20 protein-coding genes are annotated in these 22,766 nt (G+C 56.2%); 4 read left to right on the top strand and 16 right to left on the bottom strand.

All coding sequences use genetic code 11. From position 1 onward, the window contains the following. Window positions 1–19 precede the first annotated feature (19 nt). Window positions 20–1,927, bottom strand: a complete 1,908-nt coding sequence (gene mngA / locus M2433_RS06975) for a PTS 2-O-a-mannosyl-D-glycerate transporter subunit IIABC (RefSeq protein WP_429053369.1) — start codon at window positions 1,925–1,927, stop codon at window positions 20–22. A 170-nt stretch (window positions 1,928–2,097) separates the two neighbouring features. On the opposite strand from mngA, the gene M2433_RS06970 reads away from it, so the two are divergent. Further along, window positions 2,098–2,814, top strand: coding sequence for a GntR family transcriptional regulator (locus tag M2433_RS06970; protein WP_429053371.1), 717 nt, complete (start codon window positions 2,098–2,100; stop codon window positions 2,812–2,814). Between the two features lie 83 nt (window positions 2,815–2,897). Here M2433_RS06970 and sucD read toward each other — a convergent pair whose 3' ends face one another. The 8 genes from sucD to sdhC all read right to left on the bottom strand — a co-directional run bounded on the left by sucD (window position 2,898) and on the right by sdhC (window position 12,539). Next, a complete protein-coding gene (sucD, locus tag M2433_RS06965; RefSeq protein ID WP_006809578.1) occupies window positions 2,898–3,767 on the bottom strand; it encodes a succinate--CoA ligase subunit alpha in 870 nt (289 codons plus the stop codon). Next, window positions 3,767–4,933 carry an ADP-forming succinate--CoA ligase subunit beta gene (gene sucC, locus M2433_RS06960; RefSeq protein WP_047347067.1) on the bottom strand — a complete coding sequence of 389 codons (1,167 nt, stop codon included), beginning with the start codon at window positions 4,931–4,933 and terminating at the stop codon, window positions 3,767–3,769. Before sucC ends, sucD begins: the two co-directional genes overlap by 1 nt. Window positions 4,934–5,029: 96 nt before the next feature. Then, window positions 5,030–6,250, bottom strand: coding sequence for a 2-oxoglutarate dehydrogenase complex dihydrolipoyllysine-residue succinyltransferase (gene odhB / locus M2433_RS06955; RefSeq protein ID WP_337015995.1), 1,221 nt, complete (start codon window positions 6,248–6,250; stop codon window positions 5,030–5,032). A 14-nt stretch (window positions 6,251–6,264) separates the two neighbouring features. Beyond that, on the bottom strand, window positions 6,265–9,072 hold the full coding sequence (gene sucA / locus M2433_RS06950; protein ID WP_429053372.1) for a 2-oxoglutarate dehydrogenase E1 component: 2,808 nt from the start codon (window positions 9,070–9,072) through the stop codon (window positions 6,265–6,267). 223 nt (window positions 9,073–9,295) lie between these two features. Next, complete coding sequence (sdhB, locus tag M2433_RS06945) at window positions 9,296–10,012, bottom strand: succinate dehydrogenase iron-sulfur subunit SdhB (RefSeq protein WP_008501090.1); 717 nt, start codon at window positions 10,010–10,012, stop codon at window positions 9,296–9,298. A gap of 15 nt (window positions 10,013–10,027) precedes the next feature. Beyond that, the gene (sdhA, locus tag M2433_RS06940) at window positions 10,028–11,794 is read right to left on the bottom strand and encodes a succinate dehydrogenase flavoprotein subunit (protein ID WP_133550017.1); all 1,767 of its coding nucleotides are present in this window, start codon (window positions 11,792–11,794) and stop codon (window positions 10,028–10,030) included. Continuing rightward, entirely contained in the window at window positions 11,794–12,141 is a 348-nt protein-coding gene (gene sdhD, locus M2433_RS06935; RefSeq protein ID WP_008501088.1) for a succinate dehydrogenase membrane anchor subunit, read from the bottom strand. Before sdhD ends, sdhA begins: the two co-directional genes overlap by 1 nt. Continuing rightward, entirely contained in the window at window positions 12,135–12,539 is a 405-nt protein-coding gene (gene sdhC / locus M2433_RS06930; RefSeq protein WP_020684965.1) for a succinate dehydrogenase cytochrome b556 subunit, read from the bottom strand. Before sdhC ends, sdhD begins: the two co-directional genes overlap by 7 nt. 639 nt (window positions 12,540–13,178) lie before the next feature. Here sdhC and M2433_RS06925 point away from each other — a divergent pair. Continuing rightward, the gene (locus M2433_RS06925; protein WP_047347070.1) at window positions 13,179–14,462 is read left to right on the top strand and encodes a citrate synthase; all 1,284 of its coding nucleotides are present in this window, start codon (window positions 13,179–13,181) and stop codon (window positions 14,460–14,462) included. 97 nt (window positions 14,463–14,559) lie between these two features. On the opposite strand, the gene nei is transcribed toward M2433_RS06925, so the two are convergent. The 7 genes from nei to M2433_RS06890 all read right to left on the bottom strand — a co-directional run bounded on the left by nei (window position 14,560) and on the right by M2433_RS06890 (window position 20,673). Next, complete coding sequence (nei, locus tag M2433_RS06920; protein WP_429053374.1) at window positions 14,560–15,351, bottom strand: endonuclease VIII; 792 nt, start codon at window positions 15,349–15,351, stop codon at window positions 14,560–14,562. Window positions 15,352–15,373: 22 nt separating this feature from the next. Beyond that, complete coding sequence (gene pxpA / locus M2433_RS06915; protein ID WP_429053376.1) at window positions 15,374–16,111, bottom strand: 5-oxoprolinase subunit PxpA; 738 nt, start codon at window positions 16,109–16,111, stop codon at window positions 15,374–15,376. Beyond that, window positions 16,098–17,030, bottom strand: a complete 933-nt coding sequence (pxpC, locus tag M2433_RS06910) for a 5-oxoprolinase subunit PxpC (RefSeq protein ID WP_429053378.1) — start codon at window positions 17,028–17,030, stop codon at window positions 16,098–16,100. The genes pxpA and pxpC overlap by 14 nt, the downstream gene beginning before the upstream one ends. Further along, on the bottom strand, window positions 17,024–17,680 hold the full coding sequence (pxpB, locus tag M2433_RS06905; protein ID WP_429053379.1) for a 5-oxoprolinase subunit PxpB: 657 nt from the start codon (window positions 17,678–17,680) through the stop codon (window positions 17,024–17,026). Before pxpB ends, pxpC begins: the two co-directional genes overlap by 7 nt. A gap of 14 nt (window positions 17,681–17,694) precedes the next feature. Next, entirely contained in the window at window positions 17,695–18,438 is a 744-nt protein-coding gene (locus M2433_RS06900) for a type 2 GTP cyclohydrolase I (RefSeq protein ID WP_059310969.1), read from the bottom strand. A 10-nt stretch (window positions 18,439–18,448) separates the two neighbouring features. Further along, window positions 18,449–19,861 carry a deoxyribodipyrimidine photo-lyase gene (gene phrB / locus M2433_RS06895; RefSeq protein WP_429053380.1) on the bottom strand — a complete coding sequence of 471 codons (1,413 nt, stop codon included), beginning with the start codon at window positions 19,859–19,861 and terminating at the stop codon, window positions 18,449–18,451. A gap of 605 nt (window positions 19,862–20,466) precedes the next feature. Further along, window positions 20,467–20,673: a YbfA family protein gene (locus M2433_RS06890; protein WP_014069366.1), complete on the bottom strand. Its 207-nt coding sequence runs from the start codon at window positions 20,671–20,673 to the stop codon at window positions 20,467–20,469. A 308-nt stretch (window positions 20,674–20,981) separates the two neighbouring features. On the opposite strand from M2433_RS06890, the gene kdpF reads away from it, so the two are divergent. After that, entirely contained in the window at window positions 20,982–21,071 is a 90-nt protein-coding gene (gene kdpF / locus M2433_RS06885; protein ID WP_014069365.1) for a K(+)-transporting ATPase subunit F, read from the top strand. Then, entirely contained in the window at window positions 21,071–22,750 is a 1,680-nt protein-coding gene (gene kdpA, locus M2433_RS06880; RefSeq protein ID WP_429053382.1) for a potassium-transporting ATPase subunit KdpA, read from the top strand. Before kdpF ends, kdpA begins: the two co-directional genes overlap by 1 nt. Window positions 22,751–22,766 lie beyond the last annotated feature (16 nt).

Below are 22,766 nucleotides of genomic sequence, written 5' to 3'. Positions count from 1 at the left end.
GTTTCCTGTTTGTGCGTTTTTACGATAAGGCGTCTTCAGTGACGTAGCTGCCCTTTTTTACCGCCTGGCGTCGCCAGAGCAGCAGAACAAAGGTGGAGATAGCGGTACCCACCAGCGCCGCGCCAAACCAGCCCGCCGCCGCAACCACACCGCTCAATCCGGCATCGTGAAGTAAAAAGAGAGAGAAAATACCGGCCCCCGGCGTGGACAACCCGATCTCCATCGCGCCAACAGCCGCGCCTGTTACCATCGAGCCGAGTACAAATGAGCCAATAACGCGAAGCGGATCTTCAATCGCCATCGGAATGGCCCCTTCGGTAATGCCCGCGAGGCCAAGCAGCCAGGTAGATTTACCGGTTTCAATTTCAAACGATCTGAACAGCTTCGGTGCCAGCATCGTTGATGCCGTGACGGTGAAGGCTGAGACCATTTTGACGGAAGCAAAGATCGCATAGGGACCGTAAACCCCGTTCGCCATCGCCCCCAGGCAGAACGCGTAAGAGGCTTTGTTGACCGGGCCACCCAAATCAAATGAGCACATAAACCCGAGGATCGCCCCCAGAAGAAGCGCATTCGCGCCGGACAGACCGTTAAGCCAGGCGGTGAGCGTAGTATTAAGCCAGGCCACCGGCTCACCGACCACGAACAGCATCAGGCTGCCCGCCCCCAGTACGCCAATAACCGGATAGAGATAAAAGGTTAAAAAACCGTTGAAACGGCTACTCAGGCGAATGTGATTTTTCACCCAGCGCATCAGGTAACCCGCAATCAGCCCGCCGATGATAGCCCCCAGAAAACCGGAGCCGATCATATTGGCCGCAAGACCGGCCGCAAAGCCCGGCGTCAGCGCGGGTTTATCCGCCAGCGAGTAAGCGGTATAGGCTGCCAGAACAGGGACCATTAAAATGCCCAGCATGCCGCCGCCAAGCTTGCGGTACATCCACAGCCATGAGTTTTCCTGGTCGAACAGGTGCTGCAGGCCCAGAATTTGCGCCAACAGCACCGATACGGCCAGCACCGTACCGCCGGCGACGATCAGCGGCACCGCAAAGGAGATACCGCTAAGGAGCGCCTGCTTAAGCTCCGTCTTAACGCTCTTTTTTTCTGCCTGTCCGGGAAGGGCTTCAGACGAAGACGGTAATGCCAGCGCGCGCTTAATCAGCGCTTCAGCATGACGCAGGGGTTCCGCGACGGGTACAGAGATGGCGGGGATCCCCTGAAAACGCTCGCTCTCTTTGATCGCCACTTCTGCGGCAAAGATACACGCTTTGGCCTCCTGCAACAGCTGCGCGGTGATGCGCCCCTCAATGCCGTTCGCCCCTTGCTTTTCGACCACCACGTTGACGCCCAGCTTACGTCCCGCTTTTTCCAGGTACTCGGCTGCCATATAGGTATGGGCAATCCCGGCCGGACAGGCGGTGACGCAGATGACGGTTGGTGCATTCACCAGAGTGGCAACCTCGTCTTCCTGCGAGCCACCGTTCAGCGCATCAAGCAGATCCTCTGCCGTCTCTGCGGACATGACGCGCTCCCGAAGTGCATCATCGGCCAGGCGAGACGTCAGTGTCGTCAGCACCTGGATATGCGTGGATCCCGCTTCAGCAGGCGGGATGGCAAGCAGGACGATGAGCTCAACGTTTTCAGGGCCGTCCACCCCCTCCCACTCCAGCGGTTCGCTCAGCGTAGCAACCGCAAAAGCCGCTTCGTTCACCGCGCTCGATTTACCATGCGGGACAGCCAGCCCTTCCCCCAGTGCGGTCGGGCCCTGAGATTCACGACGGTAGACCTCCGCCAGAAATGCATCGCCATCGGTAATTTTGCCCAGCGCCACCAGCCGCATCGTAAGCTGGCGAATAGCCTCATCACGGCTGACATAGTGTGCCTGCACGCAGACAGCGCTGGAGTGGGTCAGAGTCGTCAGGTTCATAAGATCCTCACACGTAACTTGTTATTGTCTGGCGGCAATTGTGGCAGGCAATGCAATACATTTATGTGATCACTTTCACTAACAATGCAAATTTGTATTTAAATTGTATTATTTACAAATTTTCCGCTGAAGGCATAATTCCGTGAAAAGGTATTAGAAAGGCAGATTCTATGGGTAACAAACCGATGTACCGGCAGATAGCCGACGCGCTTCGCGAGAAAATCAATACGGGTGAGTTAAAACCTGGCGATGCGTTACCGACGGAATCCAGCCTTCAGGAGGCGTTCAACGTGAGCCGCGTAACGGTGAGACAGGCGCTGAAGCTGCTTACGGAAGAGCAGATCGTCGAGAGCATTCAGGGCAGCGGCACCTACGTAAAAGAAGAGCGCGTTAACTACGACATTTACCAGCTCACCGGCTTTTACGAAAAGCTGGCGGACCGAAACGTCGATACGCACAGCGACGTCAGCGTCTTCGAAGTGGTGAAAGCCGATGAGAGGCTCGCAGCAAGGCTGGCGATCAACCCGGACGATAAAGTCTGGCACGTCAAACGCGTCCGCTTTATCAAACAAAAACCGGTGAATCTGGAAGAAACGTGGATGCCGCTGACGATGTTCCCCGACCTCACCTGGGAAGTGATGGAGAATTCGAAATACCACTACGTTGAGCAGATCAAAAAGCTGGTTATCGATCGCAGCGAGCAGGAGCTGGTGCCGATCGTGCCATCAGAAGAGGCGATCGCCGCGCTGTCGCTCGATCCGGCAAAGCCGATCCTGGAAAAAGTCTCGCGCGGGTTTCTGAAGGACGGACGGGTATTTGAATACAGCCGCAACGTATTCAATACCGACGATTACAAGTTCACGCTTGTCGCCAAACGCAGGCAATAAAAAAGGCCGCTTTTCAGCGGCCAACCATGTCGAAACGGACATTTTTATACTGCAACGCCCCCCTTGCGGGGAGCAGAGAGGACTTACTTAATGATGGATTTCAGTGCTTCGCCGATATCCGCCAGGCTGCGAACGGTCTTCACGCCTGCGGCCTCCAGCGCTGCGAATTTCTCATCAGCCGTACCTTTACCGCCAGCGATGATTGCGCCTGCGTGACCCATACGTTTACCTTTCGGAGCGGTCACGCCCGCGATGTAACCCACAACAGGCTTGGTCACGTGATCTTTGATGTAAGCAGCGGCTTCTTCTTCAGCGCTACCACCGATCTCACCGATCATGACGATCGCTTCGGTCTGCGGATCTTCCTGGAACAGCTTCAGGATGTCGATGAAGTTAGAACCCGGGATTGGGTCACCGCCGATGCCCACACAGGTGGACTGGCCGAAACCGTAGTCAGTGGTCTGCTTAACCGCTTCATAGGTCAGCGTACCGGAACGGGAAACGATGCCCACTTTGCCCGGCTTGTGAATGTGGCCCGGCATGATGCCGATTTTGCATTCGCCTGGGGTGATCACGCCCGGACAGTTCGGGCCGATCATGCGCACGCCTGCTTCGTCCAGCTTCACCTTCACGGTCAGCATATCCAGCGTCGGAATACCTTCGGTGATGGTGATGATCAGTTTGATGCCTGCGTCGATCGCTTCCAGAATGGAGTCTTTGCAGAACGGAGCCGGAACGTAGATCACGGTCGCGGTTGCGCCCGTCGCTTCTACCGCTTCACGCACGGTGTTGAACACCGGCAGGCCCAGGTGCGTGGTGCCGCCTTTGCCTGGCGTTACGCCGCCAACCATCTGCGTACCGTAGGCAATCGCCTGTTCGGAGTGGAATGTCCCCTGGCTACCGGTGAAGCCCTGGCAGATAACCTTGGTATCTTTATTAATTAAAACTGACATTATTTCCCCTCCACTGCGGCAACAACCTGCTGAGCTGCATCCGTCAGACTTTTCGCTGCAATAATATTCAGGCCGCTGTCAGCCAGTTTTTTCGCGCCGAGTTCAGCGTTGTTCCCTTCCAGACGCACAACAACCGGTACGTTAACACCCACTTCTTCTACCGCACCGATGATGCCGTCGGCAATCAGGTCGCAACGCACGATGCCGCCGAAGATGTTCACCAGAACGGCCTTCACGTTATCGTCAGAGAGGATGATTTTGAACGCTTCGGTTACGCGCTCTTTGGTTGCACCACCGCCTACGTCGAGGAAGTTTGCTGGCTCACCGCCGTGCAGCTTAACAATGTCCATGGTGCCCATTGCCAGGCCCGCACCGTTAACCATGCAGCCGATGTTGCCATCCAGCGCAACGTAGTTCAGCTCCCACTGTGCAGCCTGCGCTTCACGCGGGTCTTCCTGAGACTGATCGCGCATTTCACGCAGATCGGACTGGCGGAACAGCGCGTTGCCGTCAGCGCCCAGCTTGCCGTCGAGGCAGATCAGGTCGCCCTGGGTGGTGATCACCAGCGGGTTAATCTCGATCAGCGCCAGATCGCGCTCCAGGAAGATGTTTGCCAGCCCCATGAAGATCTTGGTGAACTGCTGAACCAGCTTGCCTTCCAGACCCAGTTTGAACGCCAGCTCGCGACCCTGGTAAGGCATTGGACCTGCCAGCGGATCGATAGCCACTTTGTGGATCAGGTGCGGGGTCTCTTCCGCCACTTTTTCAATTTCCACGCCGCCTTCGGTAGACGCCATGAACACCACGCGACGGGAGCTACGGTCAACAACCGCGCCCAGGTACAGCTCTTTCGCGATGTCGGTCGCCGCTTCAACCAGGATCTGGTTAACCGGCTGGCCGTTTGCATCCGTCTGGTAGGTCACCAGACGTTTGCCGAGCCAATGTTCAGCAAACGCGCGAATTTCTTCTTTGCTCTTAACAACCTTCACACCGCCCGCTTTACCACGGCCACCAGCGTGAACCTGACACTTAACTACCCACGGGCCGGCACCGATTTTAGATGCAGCTTCTTCTGCTTCACGCGGGGTAGTACAGGCATAACCCACCGGAGCCGGTAAGCCATACCGGGCAAACAGCTGTTTGGCCTGATATTCATGTAAGTTCATGTGTTCTATCCATCCTTCAGGGTAATCGTTATCTTCAAACCTGTAGACCGGCGCGGTCTTTGCGCCGGCCTACAGGGCAGGTGATGCTAAAAGTAACTAGACGTCCAGCAGCAGACGCGTTGGATCTTCCAGCAGCTCTTTAATGGCTACCAGGAAGCCCACGGACTCGCGGCCGTCAATCAGGCGGTGGTCGTAAGAGAGCGCCAGGTACATCATTGGCAGGATCTCAACTTTACCGTCAACCGCCATAGGGCGATCTTTAATGGCATGCATACCCAGGATCGCGCTCTGCGGCGGGTTAATGATCGGGGTAGACATCAGTGAACCGAATACGCCGCCGTTGGTAATGGTGAAGTTACCGCCGGTCAGGTCGTCTACGGTCAGCTTGCCGTCGCGGCCTTTAACAGCCAGCTCTTTGATATTTTTCTCAATATCAGCCATACCCAGGGTATCGACATCGCGCAGAACCGGGGTTACCAGGCCACGTGGAGTAGAAACCGCCATGCTGACGTCGAAATAGTTGTGGTAAACCACGTCATCGCCATCGATAGACGCGTTCACTTCCGGGTAGCGTTTCAGCGCTTCAACAACCGCTTTCACGTAGAAGGACATAAAGCCCAGACGGATACCGTGACGTTTTTCAAACGCGTCACCGTACTGCTTACGCAGGTCCATGATTGGCTTCATGTTTACTTCGTTGAAGGTGGTCAGCATCGCGGTGGAGTTTTTCGCTTCCAGCAGACGCTCGGCCACACGCTTACGCAGGCGAGTCATTGGCACACGTTTTTCGCTGCGGGCGCCCAGAGCAGGCTGCGCTGCTGGTGCTGCCACAGGGGCTTTCGCTTCTGCCTGAGCAGGCGCTTTCGCCAGGTGTTTGTCGATGTCTTCGCGGGTCAGACGCCCGCCCACACCGGTACCCTTGATGGCGGCCGGATCAAGGCTGTGTTCAGCCAGCAGGCGACGGATCGCCGGGCTGAGCGCGTCGTTAGACTGTTCTTCCAGAGAAGCCTGCTGGCGCTGAGCCGGCGTAGAGGCTTTCTCTTCAGATTTCGCGCTGGACTCTTTGCCGGCGCTGTTGCCTTCGCGCAGGCGACCCAGGATCTGACGAGAGGTCACGGTCGTGCCTTCATCTTCCAGGACTGCATCCAGAATGCCATCCGCCGATGCCGGTACTTCCAGTACCACTTTGTCAGTTTCGATTTCTACCAGCACTTCATCGCGCTTAACGGCGTCGCCTGGTTTTTTGTGCCAGGTGGCGACGGTCGCATCTGCTACAGACTCAGGCAGGTCGGGAACAAGAATATCTACGCTACTCATTATGTATCCTTTAATTAATCGACGTTCAGCGCGTCATTGACCAGATCTTGTTGCTGCTTCTGGTGAACGGACATATACCCTACCGCCGGAGAGGCGGAGGCCGGGCGACCTGCGTAACGCAGGGCAGACCCAAATGGAATCACTTCACGGAAATGATGCTGGCTGCAGTACCATGCGCCCTGGTTAAGCGGCTCTTCCTGGCACCAGACAAAATCATGTACGTGAGCATACTGTTTCAGCACTTCCTGCATCGCCTGATGCGGGAATGGATAAAGCTGTTCGATACGCACAATGGCGACATCTTTCTGATCGTTCTTGCGGCGCTGTTCCAGCAGGTCGTAATAAACCTTACCAGAACACATTACGACACGCTTAACGCCCTTCGGATCCAGCTCGTCAATTTCACCGATAGCTGGCAGGAAGGTGCCGTTGGCCAGTTCATCCAGGCTGGAGACCGCCAGCGGATGACGCAGCAGGGATTTCGGCGACATCACCACCAGCGGACGACGCATACCGCGCAGCGCCTGACGACGCAGCATGTGGTACACCTGAGCCGGGGTGGACGGCACGCAGACCTGCATGTTCTGCTCAGCGCAGAGCTGCAGATAACGTTCCAGACGCGCGGAGGAGTGCTCCGGACCCTGACCTTCATAACCGTGCGGCAGCAGCATCACCAGGCCACACATGCGGCCCCACTTCTGCTCGCCGGAGGAGATGAACTGGTCGATAACCACCTGCGCGCCGTTGGCGAAGTCACCGAACTGCGCTTCCCAGATGGTCAGGGTGCGGGGTTCCGCTGTGGCGTAACCGTATTCGAATGCCAGCACCGCTTCTTCAGACAGCACGGAGTCCCAGACCTTGAACTGGCCCTGACCGTTGTGCACGTGCTGCAGCGGGGTGTAGGTTGAACCGTTGGACTGGTTATGAACAACCGCGTGACGGTGGAAGAAGGTACCGCGGCCCGCATCCTCACCGGACAGACGAACAGGAATGCCTTCGTCAACCAGCGTTGCGTAAGCCAGCGTTTCCGCACCGCCCCAGTCGAACAGCTTCTCGCCTGCCGCCATGGCCTGACGGTCACCGTAGATTTTCGCTACGCGAGACTGCATTTCGATAGCGTCCGGTACGGTGCTGATGCGTTTAGCCAGCTCCTGCAGGCGCTTCATTTCAACCTTGTTCGGGTAGCTCTCATCCCACTCGTGGTTGAGGTACGGCGACCAGGTAAAGGAGTGCATGTTCATCGGGCGCAGCTCTTTCACCACGCATTCACCCGCATCCAGCGCGTCGCGGTAGAGGTTGACCATTTCGGTCGCATCTTCCAGCGTCGTCACTTTGTCGCTTTCCAGCTTGTCAGCATAGATTTTGCGCGGCGTCGGGTGTTTTTTGATTTTCTGATACATCAACGGCTGGGTTGCACTTGGCTCATCCGCTTCGTTGTGGCCGTGACGGCGATAGCAGAACAGATCGATGAACACATCGCGTTTAAAGGTATTACGGAAGTCCAGCGCCAGGCGGGTCACGAAAGCAACGGCTTCCGGATCGTCCGCGTTAACGTGGAAGATCGGCGCCTGAACCATCTTACCGATGTCGGTGCAGTACGGAGTAGAACGCGCATCCAGCGGGTTAGAGGTGGTGAAGCCCACCTGGTTGTTGATCACAATGCGAACGGTCCCGCCCACTTCATAACCACGCGCTTTCGACATGTTCAGGGTTTCCTGAACCACGCCCTGCCCTGTAACCGCCGCATCACCGTGGATGGTGATTGGCAGCACTTTATTGCTGCTCGGCTCGTCCAGACGATCCAGACGCGCGCGCACGGAACCGATAACTACCGGGCTGACGATTTCCAGGTGCGACGGGTTAAACGCCAGCGCCAGGTGAACCAGACCGCCTTCGGTTTCGATATCCGACGAGAAGCCCATGTGGTACTTCACGTCGCCGGTGCCGAGATGTTCTTTATGTTTGCCCGCGAATTCGTCGAACAGGTCCTGCGGTTTTTTACCCAGCACGTTGACCAGTACGTTCAGACGACCACGGTGCGCCATGCCCAGTACCACTTCACGGGTACCGCTCTTGCCTGCATGACGAATCAGCTCTTTCAGCATCGGCACCAGCGCATCGCCGCCTTCCAGCGAGAAGCGTTTTGCGCCCGGGAATTTCGCGCCGAGATAACGCTCAAGCCCTTCCGCTGCGGTCAGTTCGTTCAGGAAGCGTTTTTTCTCGTCAGCCGAGAAGGTCGCGTGGCCCGCTACGGATTCGATACGCTGCTGGATCCAGCGTTTCTCTTCGGTAGAGGTAATGTGCATGTATTCCGCGCCGATGGAGCCGCAGTAGGTTTGCTTGAGCGCGTCAATCAGATCGCCCAGCTTCATCGTGTCTTTGCCGATGGCAAAGGAACCTACGTTAAAGCTTTCCTGGAAATCGGCCTCGGTCAGATCGTGATATGCCGGATCGAGATCGGCCACACGGTCTTGTTTCCACAGTCCCAGCGGATCGAGATTCGCATGCTGGTGACCGCGGAAGCGATAAGCGTTGATAAGCTGCAGGACTTTAACCTGCTTCGCATTGGTGTCAGGGTCGGAAATCGCAGAAGAGTAACGTGAGGCATCCTTCGCCAGACGACGGAAATAATCACGTGTTTTGGAATGGAATTGATCCGGTTTGACTCCCGTACCAGGCAACTGCTGGAACATGGAACGCCAGTTTGCGTCCACTGAGTCAGGATCGGTTAAGAAGTCTTCATAGAGCTGTTCTATCCAGCTCTGGTTGGCACCAGAGAGGTAAGAAGAGTCCAGCCAGGCTTTCATTGCGCCGTTCTGCATCGTGATCCCTTAAGCATTTTTATGCTTACTTTCGCCGTAGAAACTACCACGCACACACCGTGTACGTGCCGGGGTTCACCTGCGAGCTCTTTTCATTTGGCCCGCGAAGGAACCTTTAGAAACTGTCTAGACTTCAGGGCAGTTTTTAAAGGTTTCTGCAATCTGTTCCCTCTCCCTTTGGGAGAGGGTTAGGGTGAGGGGAACAGCGCTCCCCTCTCACTACTTACGCACTGCGCTGCAGCAGCATCGACTTAATATGGCCGATGGCGCGCGTCGGGTTCAGCCCCTTCGGACACACACTGACGCAGTTCATGATGCTATGGCAGCGGAATACGCTGAAAGCGTCACTCAGTCCTTCCAGACGGCTATCGGTTTCGGTGTCGCGGCTATCGATCAGGAAGCGATAGGCAGCCAGCAGACCAGCCGGGCCGATAAACTTGTCCGGATTCCACCAGAACGACGGGCAGGACGTAGAACAACATGCGCAGAGAATACACTCGTACAGCCCATCGAGTTTTTCACGCTGCTCAGGAGACTGTAAGTGCTCGCGAGCGGGTGGATTTTGCCCATTATTCAATAAGTAAGGCTTAATCTTCTCATATTGTGCATAGAATTGCCCCATGTCTACCACCAAATCACGCACGACCGGCAGGCCTGGCAGAGGACGGATAACAATTTTCTGGCCAGGACGCTGCAGCGCTGAAATTGGCGTGATGCAGGCCAGGCCATTTTTGCCGTTCATGTTCACGCCGTCAGAGCCACAAACCCCTTCACGGCAGGAGCGGCGAAACGACAGTGTCGGATCTTTTTCTTTCAGCTGGATTAAGGCATCCAGCAGCATCATGTCGCGACCTTCTTCCGCTTCCAGGGTGTAGTCCTGCATACGCGGAGCGTCATCAACATCCGGGTTATAACGATAAACTGAGAATTCGAGTTTCATTATCCTGTCTCCGCATTAGTAAGTACGAATCTTCGGCGGGAACGCCGGACGCAGTTTCGGTTCCATGTTGACGCTACGACGCGTCATGGATTCCGACTCTGGCAGATACAGGGAATGGCACAGCCAGTTTTCATCGTCACGATCCGGGAAGTCGAAGCGGCTATGCGCGCCACGGCTTTCGGTACGGAAGTTTGCCGACATCGCGGTTGCGAACGCGGTTTCCATCAGGTTATCCAGCTCCAGGCACTCAACGCGCTGGGTGTTGAACTCGCTGGAGGTATCGTCCAGACGGGCATTTTTGAGACGCTCGCGGATCGCTTTCAGCTGCTCAAGACCTTTGGCCATCGCGTCACCTTCGCGGAATACCGAGAAGTTGTGCTGCATGCATTCCTGCAGCGCTTTACGGATTTCCACCGGATCTTCGCCGTTACGGTTGCCGTTCCAGCGGTTGAGGCGCTCAAGAGAGGCATCGATTTCGTCGTCGGTCGCATCACGCAGCGCGCCCTGCTCGGCAATGGATTCCTGGAGATGCAGACCCACTGCACGACCAAACACCACCAGGTCCAGCAGGGAGTTGCCGCCCAGACGGTTTGCGCCGTGTACGGATACGCAGGCAATCTCGCCTACCGCGAACAGGCCAGGGATGACCACGTCTTCGCCCTGCTCGTTCACGGTCAGCGCCTGGCCGGTCACTTTGGTCGGAATACCGCCCATCATGTAGTGACAGGTAGGGATAACCGGAATCGGCTCTTTCACCGGGTCGACGTGGGCGAAGGTGCGGGACAGTTCCAGGATGCCCGGCAGGCGGGATTCCAGAACGTCTTTACCCAGATGGTCAAGTTTCAGCTTCGCGTGTGGACCCCATGGGCCGTCACAGCCGCGGCCTTCACGGATTTCGATCATGATGGAACGCGCCACCACGTCACGACCCGCCAGGTCTTTCGCATTCGGGGCATAACGCTCCATGAAGCGCTCGCCGTGTTTGTTCAGCAGGTAGCCACCTTCACCACGGCAGCCTTCCGTCACCAGAACGCCTGCACCGGCGATACCGGTTGGGTGGAACTGCCACATCTCCATATCCTGCACCGGCACGCCCGCGCGGATGGCCATACCGACACCGTCACCGGTGTTGATGTGGGCGTTGGTGGTGGACTGATAAATACGGCCTGCACCGCCGGTCGCCAGCACGGTAGCGCGGGCTTTGAAGTAAACGACTTCACCGGTTTCGATGCACAGCGCGGTACAACCTACCACTGCGCCATCGGCGTTTTTCACCAGATCCAGCGCGTACCACTCGGAGAAGATGGTGGTGTGGTTTTTCAGGTTCTGCTGATACAGGGTGTGCAACAGCGCGTGACCGGTACGGTCAGCCGCTGCCGCGGTGCGTGCCGCCTGCTCGCCGCCGAAGTTTTTCGACTGGCCGCCAAACGGACGCTGATAGATGGTGCCATTTTCCAGACGGGAGAACGGCAGACCCATGTGATCCAGCTCCAGAATCGCTTCCGGGCCGGTTTTACACATATATTCGATGGCATCCTGGTCGCCGATGTAATCGGAACCTTTTACCGTGTCGTACATGTGCCATTCCCAGTTATCTTCATGGGAGTTACCCAGCGCAACGGTAATACCGCCCTGCGCAGACACGGTATGGGAACGGGTCGGGAAAACTTTTGAGAGCAGTGCACAGGTCTGGCCGCTCTGGGAAATTTGCAGCGCGGCACGCATACCTGCGCCACCCGCACCAATGACTACAGCATCAAATTCTCTGACTGGCAGTTTCATTACACACCCCACACCACAACGAATCCATAAATAACGTAAACCACCAGAGCAACAACAATGGCCAGCTGCAGAGGGAGGCGAATCGCCAGAGGTTTAACGTAATCGGTCAACACCTGCCACATGCCAATCCAGGCATGAATAAGGATAGAGAACAGCGCCAGCAGGGTGAACACTTTGGTGAAGGCAGATCCGAAGAACCCACTCCAGATTTCCCACGTCAGCGTGCCGCTGGTTGCGAAGAAACCGATCATATAGATGATGTAAAGGGTGAGAACGATGGCGGTAGCACGGACCAGAATGAAGTCATGTACGCCGTTGCGTCCTAATGCGGAGGCGTTGCTTACCATACGAGAACTCCTGCGAGAAGTGAAAGCACGACTGTAATCACAAATGAAATGTTAGCGGAGCGTTTCCCGGCTTCGAACGTTTCTTCCAGGTAACCGAAGTCCATCAGCATATGGCGAACACCCACAACAACGTGGTACGCCAGCGCGGTCAGAATGCCCCACATGATGAATTTCACGAAGAAGCTGTTCATGATGGCAGAGGCCTGGAGGAATCCTTCAGGAGAAGAGAGGCTGGTGCCCAGTAACCACAGCAGAATACCGACCGCCACAAACGTAATCACACCGGACACACGGTGCAGAATGGACGCTATTGCTGTTACAGGGAACCGGATCGTTTTGAGATCCAGATTGACAGGTCTTTGTTTTTTCACATTTCTTATCATGAATAACGCCCACATGCTGTTCTTATTGTTTCCTTCCTCCGGACTGCGATGCGGGTCAAGCAGCGTTCCTTTTCTATAACTGCGCGTCATGCAAAACATTGCTTCCAAATGCTAAAACGACACGTTACAACGCTGGGTGGCTCGGGATTGCAGGGTGTTCCGGAGACCTGGCGGCAGTATAGGCCGTTCACAAAATCATTACAATTAACCTACATACAGTTTGTCGGGTTTTCTCTGGAACAGTGATCAGGGTCACGATAACAACATCTTTTTAATTTTTAATCATCTGATTTGACAAATGTTAAACAATATTGTTACAAACGTCATCAGAAAAGGCATATAATGCGCAAAAGTTATGAGGTCTCTCTTTCACCTGACAAATAGTTATGTAACAGTGTGATGGTATTGACCGAAGTTATCAGGACAGTTATTAGTGATATACAGGTTTGAATAATTCGGACTGCAAAAACGCTGATTTGCTGTTGTTTCACTGATATTTCATTCGTTTACCTGCAAGGCGCCATAGCTCTGTACCCTGGTTTGTCCTCGTGAGCTGAGCGGTAAGCCAAATAACAATCTGGTAACGGTGATTAACAGCTGAAAGCAAATCCGGTAAAGCGCAGTCTTAAGCATAAGGCGCTAAGGAGACCGTAAATGGCTGATACAAAGGCAAAACTCACCCTAAATGGTGATGATGCTATTGAACTGGATGTGCTAAAAGGCACGCTCGGTCAGGATGTTATTGATATCCGTACGCTGGGTTCTAAAGGGGTTTTCACCTTTGACCCAGGATTTACCTCTACCGCATCTTGCGAATCCAAAATCACCTACATTGACGGTGACGAAGGTATCCTGCTCCATCGCGGCTTCCCCATCGATCAGTTAGCCACCGAATCCAACTATCTGGAAGTGTGCTACATCCTGCTGAACGGCGAAAAACCGACGCAGGCGCAATACGATGAATTCAAAACCACCGTGACCCGTCACACCATGATCCATGAGCAGATTACCCGTCTGTTCCATGCGTTCCGTCGTGACTCTCACCCGATGGCGGTGATGTGCGGTATTACCGGTGCGCTGGCGGCGTTCTACCACGACTCCCTTGACGTGAATAACCCACGTCACCGCGATATCGCGGCGTTCCGCCTGCTGTCCAAAATGCCAACCATGGCGGCGATGTGTTACAAATACTCCATCGGCCAGCCGTTTGTGTATCCGCGTAACGACCTCTCCTACGCGGGTAACTTCCTGCGCATGATGTTCTCCACGCCGTGCGAAGAGTACGAAGTGAACCCGGTGCTGGAACGCGCGATGGACCGTATACTGATCCTGCACGCTGACCACGAACAAAACGCTTCGACCTCCACCGTCCGTACCGCAGGCTCTTCAGGCGCGAACCCGTTCGCCTGTATCGCTGCGGGCATCGCCTCCCTGTGGGGACCGGCGCACGGCGGCGCGAACGAAGCGGCACTGAAGATGCTGGAAGAGATCAGCACCGTTGAGCACATTCCTGAGTTCGTGCGTCGCGCGAAAGACAAGAATGACTCCTTCCGCCTGATGGGCTTCGGTCACCGTGTTTACAAAAACTACGACCCGCGCGCGACCGTCATGCGTGAGACCTGCCACGAAGTGCTGAAAGAGCTCGGTACCAAAGATGACCTGCTGGAAGTGGCGATGGAGCTGGAGCACATCGCGCTGAACGACCCTTACTTCATCGAGAAGAAACTCTACCCGAACGTCGATTTCTACTCCGGTATCATCCTGAAAGCGATGGGCATTCCGTCTTCCATGTTCACCGTGATCTTCGCGATGGCGCGTACCGTAGGCTGGATTGCGCACTGGAACGAAATGCACAGCGAAGGCATGAAAATTGCTCGTCCTCGTCAGCTGTACACCGGCTACGAGCAGCGTGATTTTAAGTCTGATATCAAACGCTAACAGACGTTGGGTGTGGCCTGATGCCTCACCCCGGCCCTCTCCCACAGGGAGAGGGTAAAAATATTAAAAACGGTAACCTCAGGGTTACCGTTTTCTTTTATTTCTGGCAGTGCGGGCACCAGTAAAACGGTCGTGAAGAGAGCATTATCCTGTCGATAATGCCGCCGCACCTTTCGCATTTCTTTCCCGCCCGATGAAACACCTTAAAGCGGAACAGCGCCCCGTGATGCGTGTTCTCATCCACCACGCCGCGCGTGTTATACGAGAGCCGCGGAATATCCAGCAGCGCATGGGATAATGCCTCCAGCTGTTCATCGCTTAGCTGAGACGCTTTGTGCTGCGGTGCCAGCCCCACTTCCCACAGAATTTCTACCCGCAGATAGTTACCCAGCCCTGCCAGAAACGCCTGATCGAGCAGTAACCCGGAAAATTGCCGGTTGCGGAATTTGGGGGATAACAAGCGGGCTTTGACATCGCTCGGCGTCAGGCGCATGTCCAGCACGTCCGGCCCGACACGCTGTAAGAACGGGTGAGTGAGCAGTTGCTCCGGGGTTAACATTTCAATATCCGACGCGCTGTAAAGCAGGATGGCTTTATCCGCCGTTTGCAGCCTGACGCGCAGTACGCGGGTGGTTTGCGGCTGCTCGTCCGCCTCCACCACTCGCCAGACGCCGTAAAGCTGGTTATGGCTATATAACGTCAGGTTATGGGAAAAGTGCGTCAGTAACGCCTTGCCGCGTGTTTCAATATGCGTCACCGTTTGACCCACGAGCTGGGCTTCAAACGCTTTCAGTTGAGGAAAAGCAAACCAGACGTTCGTCAGGGTTTTGCCCTTTATCGCCGCCTCGAGGCTATCCGCCGCGCGGCGGATCTCCGGGCCTTCAGGCATTTTTCTGTCCTTATCGTGAGTGTCAGGCGCTGACGAGGATCCCCTGCTCTGCAAAGGCCGCCCGTAAGCGGCGCGCGAACTGCAGCGCATGCTCGCCATCACCGTGTAAACAAACCGTATCCGCCTGCACGCTGGCCGTAGAGCCATCCGTCGCGTTGACCGTGCCCTCCCGCACCATCTGAAGCGTCTGCGCCAGCGCCTGAGACTCATCGGTGATTAACGCGCCGGGCTGGGTTCTCGGGACCAGGCTGCCATCGGGCAAATATCCTCTGTCCGCAAACACTTCCTGACGCGTGGTTAACCCCAGACGCTGCCCGGCGCGGATTAGCTCGCTGCCCGCCAGGCCAACCAGTATCAGCTGCGGATTACAATCCCGTACCGCGCGGGCAATGGCGTCCGCAAGAGCGGGATCTTTCGCCGCCTGATTGTAGAGCATGCCGTGCGGCTTCACGTGGCGTAACACGCCCTGCTGGGCGCGTACAATCGCCTCCAGCGCGCCAATCTGGTACAGCACCTGGGCGTAGACCGTCTCCGGCGGCAGGTTCATCGCGGTGCGGCCAAAGTTTTCCCGGTCGGGGAAGCTCGGGTGAGCACCAATCGCTACGCCGTTTTTAAGGGCATTGCGCACGCTCTCCAGCATGATCCGCGCATCACCCGCGTGAAAGCCGCAGGCGATATTGACCGAGGAGACCAGGGTCATCAGCTCGGCATCCGCGCTGCCGCCCTCGCCCAGATCGGCATTCAAATCAATCTTTACCATCGAGCCTCCACGCCAGCTGTTCCAGATAGCGCTGCCGATCCTGACGCGCCTTCAGCGCCTCCTCCAGCGAACATTGCACGAAGTGGATCGGCTGTCCCAGGGGAATTTGCGCCAGATGGTAGCGATCGGCTTCAATAATGCAGGCAATACGCGGATAACCGCCGGTCGTCTGCGCGTCGTTCATTAACACAATAGGTTGACCGTTACCCGGCACCTGAATGACGCCGGGCAACAGACCGTGGGAAAGTAATTCTCGGTCCGTCGTACGGGTTAGCGGCTGTCCCTGCAGGCGATACCCCATGCGGTTACTTTGCGGGCTGAGCTTCCACGGCGAGCGCCAGAAGGACTCTTTAGAGGCCTCGTCAAACTCATGATATTCCGGTCCCGGTAAGGCGCGGATCTGGTTACCCCAGAGGAGCTGCTTCACGCCCTGAGTCGTCGAGAAGCGACGCGCGGAGGGCTTGATCGCCAGACGATCGCCATCGCGCAGCAAGCGCCCTTCGTGACCGCCAATACCGGCTTTCTGATCGGTACTGGATGAGCCCAGCACCTCCGGCACGTCAATCCCGCCCGCGACCGCAAGATAGCTGCGTACCCCGTGCAGAGGACGCTTAAGCGTTAAACGCTGCCCGGCTTTCGCCCGCAGCCGCCAGCCGGTCCAGACCGCTTTGCCATCAAGCGTGGCATCGCACCCGGCGCCGGTTAACGCAAACCAGGTCTCGTGACTAAACTCAATGACGCACTGCCCTAGCGTAATTTCGAGCGCCGCCGTATTGCCGGGGTTGCCCACCAGCACGTTAGCAATCTCCAGCGCGGGCCTGTCCAGCGCGCCACAGTAGCTCACGCCGGACTGGCGCATGCCAAAGCGGCCCGCATCCTGAACGGAGGTGTAAAGCCCGGCGCGAATAAGCGTTAACATACGCCCTCCTTCTGCGGGATAAAGCGGAGGGTATCGCCAGGACGCAGGAGGACCGGCGATGCCTGCCCGGGTTCAAATAACGGCGTGGACGTGTGTCCGATAAGCTGCCAGCCGCCAGGCGAAGCCAGTGGATAAATGCCGGTCTGCTCGCCGCCAATCGCGACGGTGCCAGCCGGCACGCTCAGCCGTGGCTCCGCGCGACGCGGCGTATGCAGCCTCGGGGAAAGTCCGCCAAGATACGGAAAGCCCGGCTGAAATCCTAAAAACCAGACCACGTAGTCAACGGAGGCGTGTAGCTCAACAACCTGCTTTTCCGTTAACCCGCAGTGCTCGGCGACCACGCAGAGGTCGGGCCCCTGCGCACCACCGTACACCACCGGGATCTCAACCGTTCTGGAGTCAGGCTCCAGCGCCTCACTCTCTTCCCACCAGCGCTGCAAACGTTCGATTGCATCCAGAGCCAGCGTATGCGGGCTACGCAGAACGACGGTAATGTTATTCATGCCCGGAATGGCCTCAACCACTTCAGGCATGTCGGCCAGACGCTGGGTCAGCCGCCAGATACGCTTCTGTGTGGCCAGCGTAACGGGCGGCTCCAGCTCCAGTACCACTGCGGTTTCACCCAGAAGATAACAACGCGCTCGCTGCACTTAACTACCTCTCATCAGGCCGGATTGGGGATATCAATAAAGGTCACATCCAGATCGGTATTTTCCGTCAGCCACTCGCTGAGGGCGCGAATGCCGCCTCGTTCGGTTGCATGGTGACCAGCCGCGTAAAAATGAAGCCCCTGCTCGCGGGCGGAGTGAACCGTCTGCTCAGACACTTCACCCGTAATAAACGCGTCGACACCGAAGCGCGCGGCGCTATCGATAAAGCCCTGCCCGCCCCCGGTGCACCAGGCCACACGCTTCACCAGATCCGGGCCGGTGTCGCCGCACCACAGGGGACGACGCCCGAGGCGCGCTTCGATCCATGAGGCCAGCTCCAGCCCGGGAACCGGCATTGCCAGTTCGCCCCACGGCACCAGCGGTTCGATTTCCCCCATCACGGTAATACCCAGCAATTGCGCTAGCTGCACGTTGTTACCCAGTTCCGGGTGCGCATCCAGCGGCAGGTGATAACCGTACAGGTTGATGTCATTTGCCAGCAGCGTTTTCAGGCGGTTGCGCTTCATGCCGCGAATAATCGGTGATTCGTTTTTCCAGAAATAACCGTGGTGGACAATCACCGCGTCGGCGTCCTGACGAACAGCCTCGTCCAGCAGCGCCTGGCTTGCCGTCACGCCAGTGATAATTTTTTGCACCGTCTCACGTCCTTCAACCTGAAGCCCGTTTGGGCCGTAATCGCTGAAGGCGGTGCTGTTCAGTTTTTCGTTGATCAGGCTTTCCAGTTCGCTATTTTTCATCATCACTCTCTCAAGCTTTGCGGGCGGCTTCATAGGCCGCCAGCGTGGCGACGCGCGCCTGTTTATGGTCAACAATCGGACGGGGATAATCGAGCTTCACGCCCTGTTTATCCGCCCATGTCCACGGGTCGTGGATCGCTTTCGCAGGAACATTCCTGAGCGCGGGCAGCCAGCGACGAATGAAGTCACCGTCTGCGTCAAATTTTTGCCCCTGGGTGGTGGGATTAAAAATCCGAAAATAGGGAGCCGCATCGGTGCCGGTCGAGGCGGCCCACTGCCAGCCGCCGTTGTTCGCCGCCAGATCGCCATCGATCAGCTGAGAAATAAAATAGCTCTCCCCGGCACGCCAGTCGATAAGCAGATCTTTTACCAGAAAGCTGGCGGTAATCATCCGCAGACGGTTGTGCATCCAGCCGGTTTCATTTAGCTGGCGCATCGCGGCGTCCACAATGGGGTAGCCCGTTTCACCTTTCTGCCACGCCTGGAAGAGCGCCTCATCGTGCTGCCATGTTACGTTATCGGTCCACGAAATGAATGGACGATGTTTACATAAATCAGGGTGATACGTCATCAGATGGCGATAGAACTCGCGCCAAATCAGTTCGTTAAGCCACACCGATCCGGGCCCACCTTCCAGCGCCTGAGGCTGCTCGGCCAGCAGACGTTGCAAACACTGGCGAGGAGAAAGCACGCCCAGCGTCAGGCACGCGGATAAGCGGCTGGTTCCTTCAACGGCCGGGAAGTCCCTGCGTGCGTCATAGTCGCCCGCGCCCTGCTTGCAAAACTGGCGCAGCTTCGCAATGGCGGATTTCTCGTTGGCGGGGAACAGAAGCGCATCGAACGCCGCCTGGGGATAAGTAAACGTCAGTTCCGGCAGGTCCGTTATGGCCTCCCCCCGAACTGCGGGCGCGGCCACGCACTCCGGCAGCGCCTCTTTAAGACGTTTAACAAAGGCGTTTTTAAAGGGCGTAAACACCTTGTACATCTCATGATTGCCGGTCATGACGCTGCCCGGCGCCAGCATCACGCTGTCATCAAAGCCCTGGCACTGCACGTCCTTCAGCGATGCCTCCAGCTGACGATCCCGCTGGCGCTCGTTCAGTTCGTACTGATAGTTATAAAAAAGATGCGTGACATGGTGCTGCTGACACACCTCCTGCACCGCCAGAAGCTGCGCGGCAAAGTCGCTGACCTCTTTATAAATCAGCGGAATGCCTTTTTCGGCAAGCGAGCATTGCAGTTCGTTCAGATGCGCGTTGAGATAAGCGGCCTGTCGGGGCGCCATATCATGCTGCTGCCACTGTCCGGGCGAGGCGATAAACAGCGCCAGTACCCTGGCATCCTGAGAGCGGCAGGCAGCCGCGAGAGCGATGTTGTCATGCACGCGCAGGTCCGCGCGAAACCAAACCAGATGGGTGGGCATAAAACTCCAGGCAAATATCCATTATGTCCGTAAGGGCACGCCACTAAAGGAAAAAGCGGCGGGCTTTTAATGTACTTTGCCATGAAGTGTAGACGGGATGAAATAAAAAAGGCCGCCCGAGGCGGCCTTAACGCTACTTGTCCTGCGCTATCGTGGTCAATGCAACAAACCCGGTCGGTTCATCACGCTTAACAACAAGTACGCTGGCGACAATGAACGCAATGCATATATAGCGTTTCATTATGCGGTCCCTGCAGCTAACCGCTCCACCGTTCACCACCGGTGATAAGTCGGTGGACACAAGCTCTGTGTGGAGCCTGACTCACGGTTGTGGAAATACCTCTCCCGTGACCGGTGCCCATTTGCGAGATGGCGGAAAGGGACGCTGCATAGTAATCTCCGCGCGAACGAAGCGTAATCCATTGAAATTGTTTTTAAGAATATATTTAGGATCTAAGCGTTTGAATCTTCAGCTTGCAGAAGTATGCTTGAAAACCTCTGTGTGAGAGCTTGATAACCCACCCAACGGACCGCGAATCCTGAGGGACAAAAAAACCGCCACATTACTGTTGGCGGTTTTTTTATTGCTGCGTGTAGTCTTAGTATCAGTAAAAATCGCAGGTCGCTTTCTCGGCCTGGTCCATCCACACCGGCTTCTCGCTGGTTTTCGCCCAGACGCGGTGCAGATAGCTGTAAAAACGTGCACGATCTTTCCAGAACAGCATCACCGGCAGAGCCAGCACGCCAGCCACTACGGCGAAAGTGCGACGCATGAACACGATATGAGCCGGATACTCTTTATAAAGATCCATATTTTCTCCCCTATAGTTGGCCGGAAACGTCATCCGGAAAATTCAAAATCTGTGACCTGGCTAAAATAATATCGCTTTGTTTGTAATTTTACTACTCATCCGACCACTTATTTTTGCCCGTTTAGTGAAAATTTACATTCACGCCGTAATTAAGTTACAAAAAAGTTAACGATTTACTTATCAATAGTTAAATTGTGGGCTTTCTCATTTTTATACTTTTTTTACACCCGCCCTTCTCATTTTTGCGAAATCTTTGCGCAGGAAATCCTACCGTTAGCACAACAACAAAAGTCACCCGGAGGTGGATTGTGAGTGCAGGTCTTATTGCCGGCATCGTGCTGGTGTTCCTGTTACTGGGCTATCTGGTTTATGCCCTGATTAATGCGGAGGCATTCTGATGGCTGCTCAGGCGTTTTTGCTTATCGCCAGCTTCTTAGTGGTCCTGTTCGTCCTGGCCCGGCCACTGGGAACAGGGCTGGCACGGCTTATCAACAACGTCCCTTTGCCCGGCACGGGAAGCGTTGAGAAAGGGATTTGGCGCGTGCTGGGGATACGCGATCGGGAGATGAACTGGCGCGAATATCTGATTGCCATTCTGCTGCTGAATATCGTTGGGCTCATTGTGCTCTTTGCCATGCTGATGCTGCAGGGCAGCCTGCCGCTGAATCCGCAACAGTTACCGGGCTTGTCCTGGCATCTTGCGCTGAACACGGCCGTCAGTTTTGTCTCCAACACCAACTGGCAGTCCTATTCCGGTGAAACAACGCTGAGCTACTTTAGCCAGATGGCTGGCTTAACCGTGCAAAACTTCCTCTCTGCCGCCAGCGGTATCGCGGTGATCTTCGCGCTAACGCGCGCGTTTGCCCGCCAGAAAGTGAGTACGCTGGGCAATGCCTGGGTGGATCTGACGCGCATTACGCTGTGGATCCTTCTGCCGATTGCGCTGCTGATCGCACTCTTCTTTATTCAGCAGGGCACCCTGCAAAACCTGATGCCTTACGCGCCATATACCTCGCTGGAAGGGGCAAAACAGCTCCTGCCGATGGGGCCGGTGGCTTCGCAGGAAGCCATCAAGATGCTCGGGACAAACGGGGGTGGTTTCTTCAACGCCAACTCGTCGCATCCATTTGAAAACCCTACTGCCTTGACCAACTTTGTGCAGATGCTGGCGATTTTCCTGATCCCCGCCGCGCTCTGCTTTGCCTTTGGCGACGTGGTCAACGATCGCCGTCAGGGGCGCACCCTGCTCTGGACCATGTCACTTATCTTTGTGGTCTGTGTCGCGCTGGTGATGTGGGCCGAATGGCAGGGGAACCCGCACTTCCTGACACTGGGTGCCGATAGCGCAATCAACATGGAAGGTAAAGAGAGCCGCTTCGGCATTCTCGCCAGCAGCCTGTATGCGGTGGTCACCACGGCGGCCTCGTGCGGCGCAGTCAATGCCATGCACGATTCCTTTACGGCACTGGGTGGCATGATCCCGATGTGGCTGATGCAGATTGGCGAGGTTGTGTTTGGCGGCGTGGGCTCGGGTCTTTACGGCATGCTGCTGTTCGTGCTGCTGGCGGTGTTTATAGCCGGTCTGATGATTGGCCGCACACCGGAATATCTGGGTAAAAAAATCGACGTTCGCGAGATGAAATTAACCGCGCTGGCGATTCTGGTCACCCCTGCCCTTGTGCTGCTCGGCACCGCGCTGGCGCTGATGACCGAGGCCGGACGCAGCGGCATCTTTAACCCGGGTATTCACGGCTTTAGCGAAGTGCTGTACGCCGTCTCCTCGGCTGCCAATAACAACGGCAGCGCCTTTGCTGGCTTAAGCGCCAACTCACCGTTCTGGAACTGCCTGCTGGCGTTCTGCATGTTTGTGGGTCGCTTCGGGATCATTGTGCCGGTCATGGCGATTGCCGGATCGCTGGTGAATAAAAAAATTCAACCGACCACTACCGGGACATTACCGACCCACGGCGCGCTGTTTATCGGCCTGCTGACGGGCACCGTGTTGCTGGTCGGCGCCCTGACCTTTATCCCCGCCCTCGCGTTAGGCCCGGTCGCGGAATACCTCTCTTTACGCTGATTTTGCGGAGAAATTG

Origin of the sequence: Enterobacter sp. AC1, assembly GCF_050434705.1 — a bacterium.
Lineage (GTDB): Bacteria > Pseudomonadota > Gammaproteobacteria > Enterobacterales > Enterobacteriaceae > Enterobacter > Enterobacter cloacae_L.
The sequence above is the reverse complement of the archived record's forward strand: the minus strand, read 5'-3'. Positions and strand labels throughout refer to the sequence as shown.

Excerpts from the sequence above, each read along its gene's own strand:
- mngA (WP_429053369.1), bottom strand. The coding sequence starts at position 1,927 with ATGAACCTGACGACTCTGACCCACTCCAGCGCTGTCTGCGTGCAGGCA.
- M2433_RS06970 (WP_429053371.1), top strand. The coding sequence starts at position 2,098 with ATGGGTAACAAACCGATGTACCGGCAGATAGCCGACGCGCTTCGCGAG.
- sucD (WP_006809578.1), bottom strand. The coding sequence starts at position 3,767 with ATGTCAGTTTTAATTAATAAAGATACCAAGGTTATCTGCCAGGGCTTC.
- sucC (WP_047347067.1), bottom strand. The coding sequence starts at position 4,933 with ATGAACTTACATGAATATCAGGCCAAACAGCTGTTTGCCCGGTATGGC.
- odhB (WP_337015995.1), bottom strand. The coding sequence starts at position 6,250 with ATGAGTAGCGTAGATATTCTTGTTCCCGACCTGCCTGAGTCTGTAGCA.
- sucA (WP_429053372.1), bottom strand. The coding sequence starts at position 9,072 with ATGCAGAACGGCGCAATGAAAGCCTGGCTGGACTCTTCTTACCTCTCT.
- sdhB (WP_008501090.1), bottom strand. The coding sequence starts at position 10,012 with ATGAAACTCGAATTCTCAGTTTATCGTTATAACCCGGATGTTGATGAC.
- sdhA (WP_133550017.1), bottom strand. The coding sequence starts at position 11,794 with ATGAAACTGCCAGTCAGAGAATTTGATGCTGTAGTCATTGGTGCGGGT.
- sdhD (WP_008501088.1), bottom strand. The coding sequence starts at position 12,141 with ATGGTAAGCAACGCCTCCGCATTAGGACGCAACGGCGTACATGACTTC.
- sdhC (WP_020684965.1), bottom strand. The coding sequence starts at position 12,539 with ATGTGGGCGTTATTCATGATAAGAAATGTGAAAAAACAAAGACCTGTC.
- M2433_RS06925 (WP_047347070.1), top strand. The coding sequence starts at position 13,179 with ATGGCTGATACAAAGGCAAAACTCACCCTAAATGGTGATGATGCTATT.
- nei (WP_429053374.1), bottom strand. The coding sequence starts at position 15,351 with ATGCCTGAAGGCCCGGAGATCCGCCGCGCGGCGGATAGCCTCGAGGCG.
- pxpA (WP_429053376.1), bottom strand. The coding sequence starts at position 16,111 with ATGGTAAAGATTGATTTGAATGCCGATCTGGGCGAGGGCGGCAGCGCG.
- pxpC (WP_429053378.1), bottom strand. The coding sequence starts at position 17,030 with ATGTTAACGCTTATTCGCGCCGGGCTTTACACCTCCGTTCAGGATGCG.
- M2433_RS06900 (WP_059310969.1), bottom strand. The coding sequence starts at position 18,438 with ATGAAAAATAGCGAACTGGAAAGCCTGATCAACGAAAAACTGAACAGC.
- phrB (WP_429053380.1), bottom strand. The coding sequence starts at position 19,861 with ATGCCCACCCATCTGGTTTGGTTTCGCGCGGACCTGCGCGTGCATGAC.
- M2433_RS06890 (WP_014069366.1), bottom strand. The coding sequence starts at position 20,673 with ATGGATCTTTATAAAGAGTATCCGGCTCATATCGTGTTCATGCGTCGC.
- kdpA (WP_429053382.1), top strand. The coding sequence starts at position 21,071 with ATGGCTGCTCAGGCGTTTTTGCTTATCGCCAGCTTCTTAGTGGTCCTG.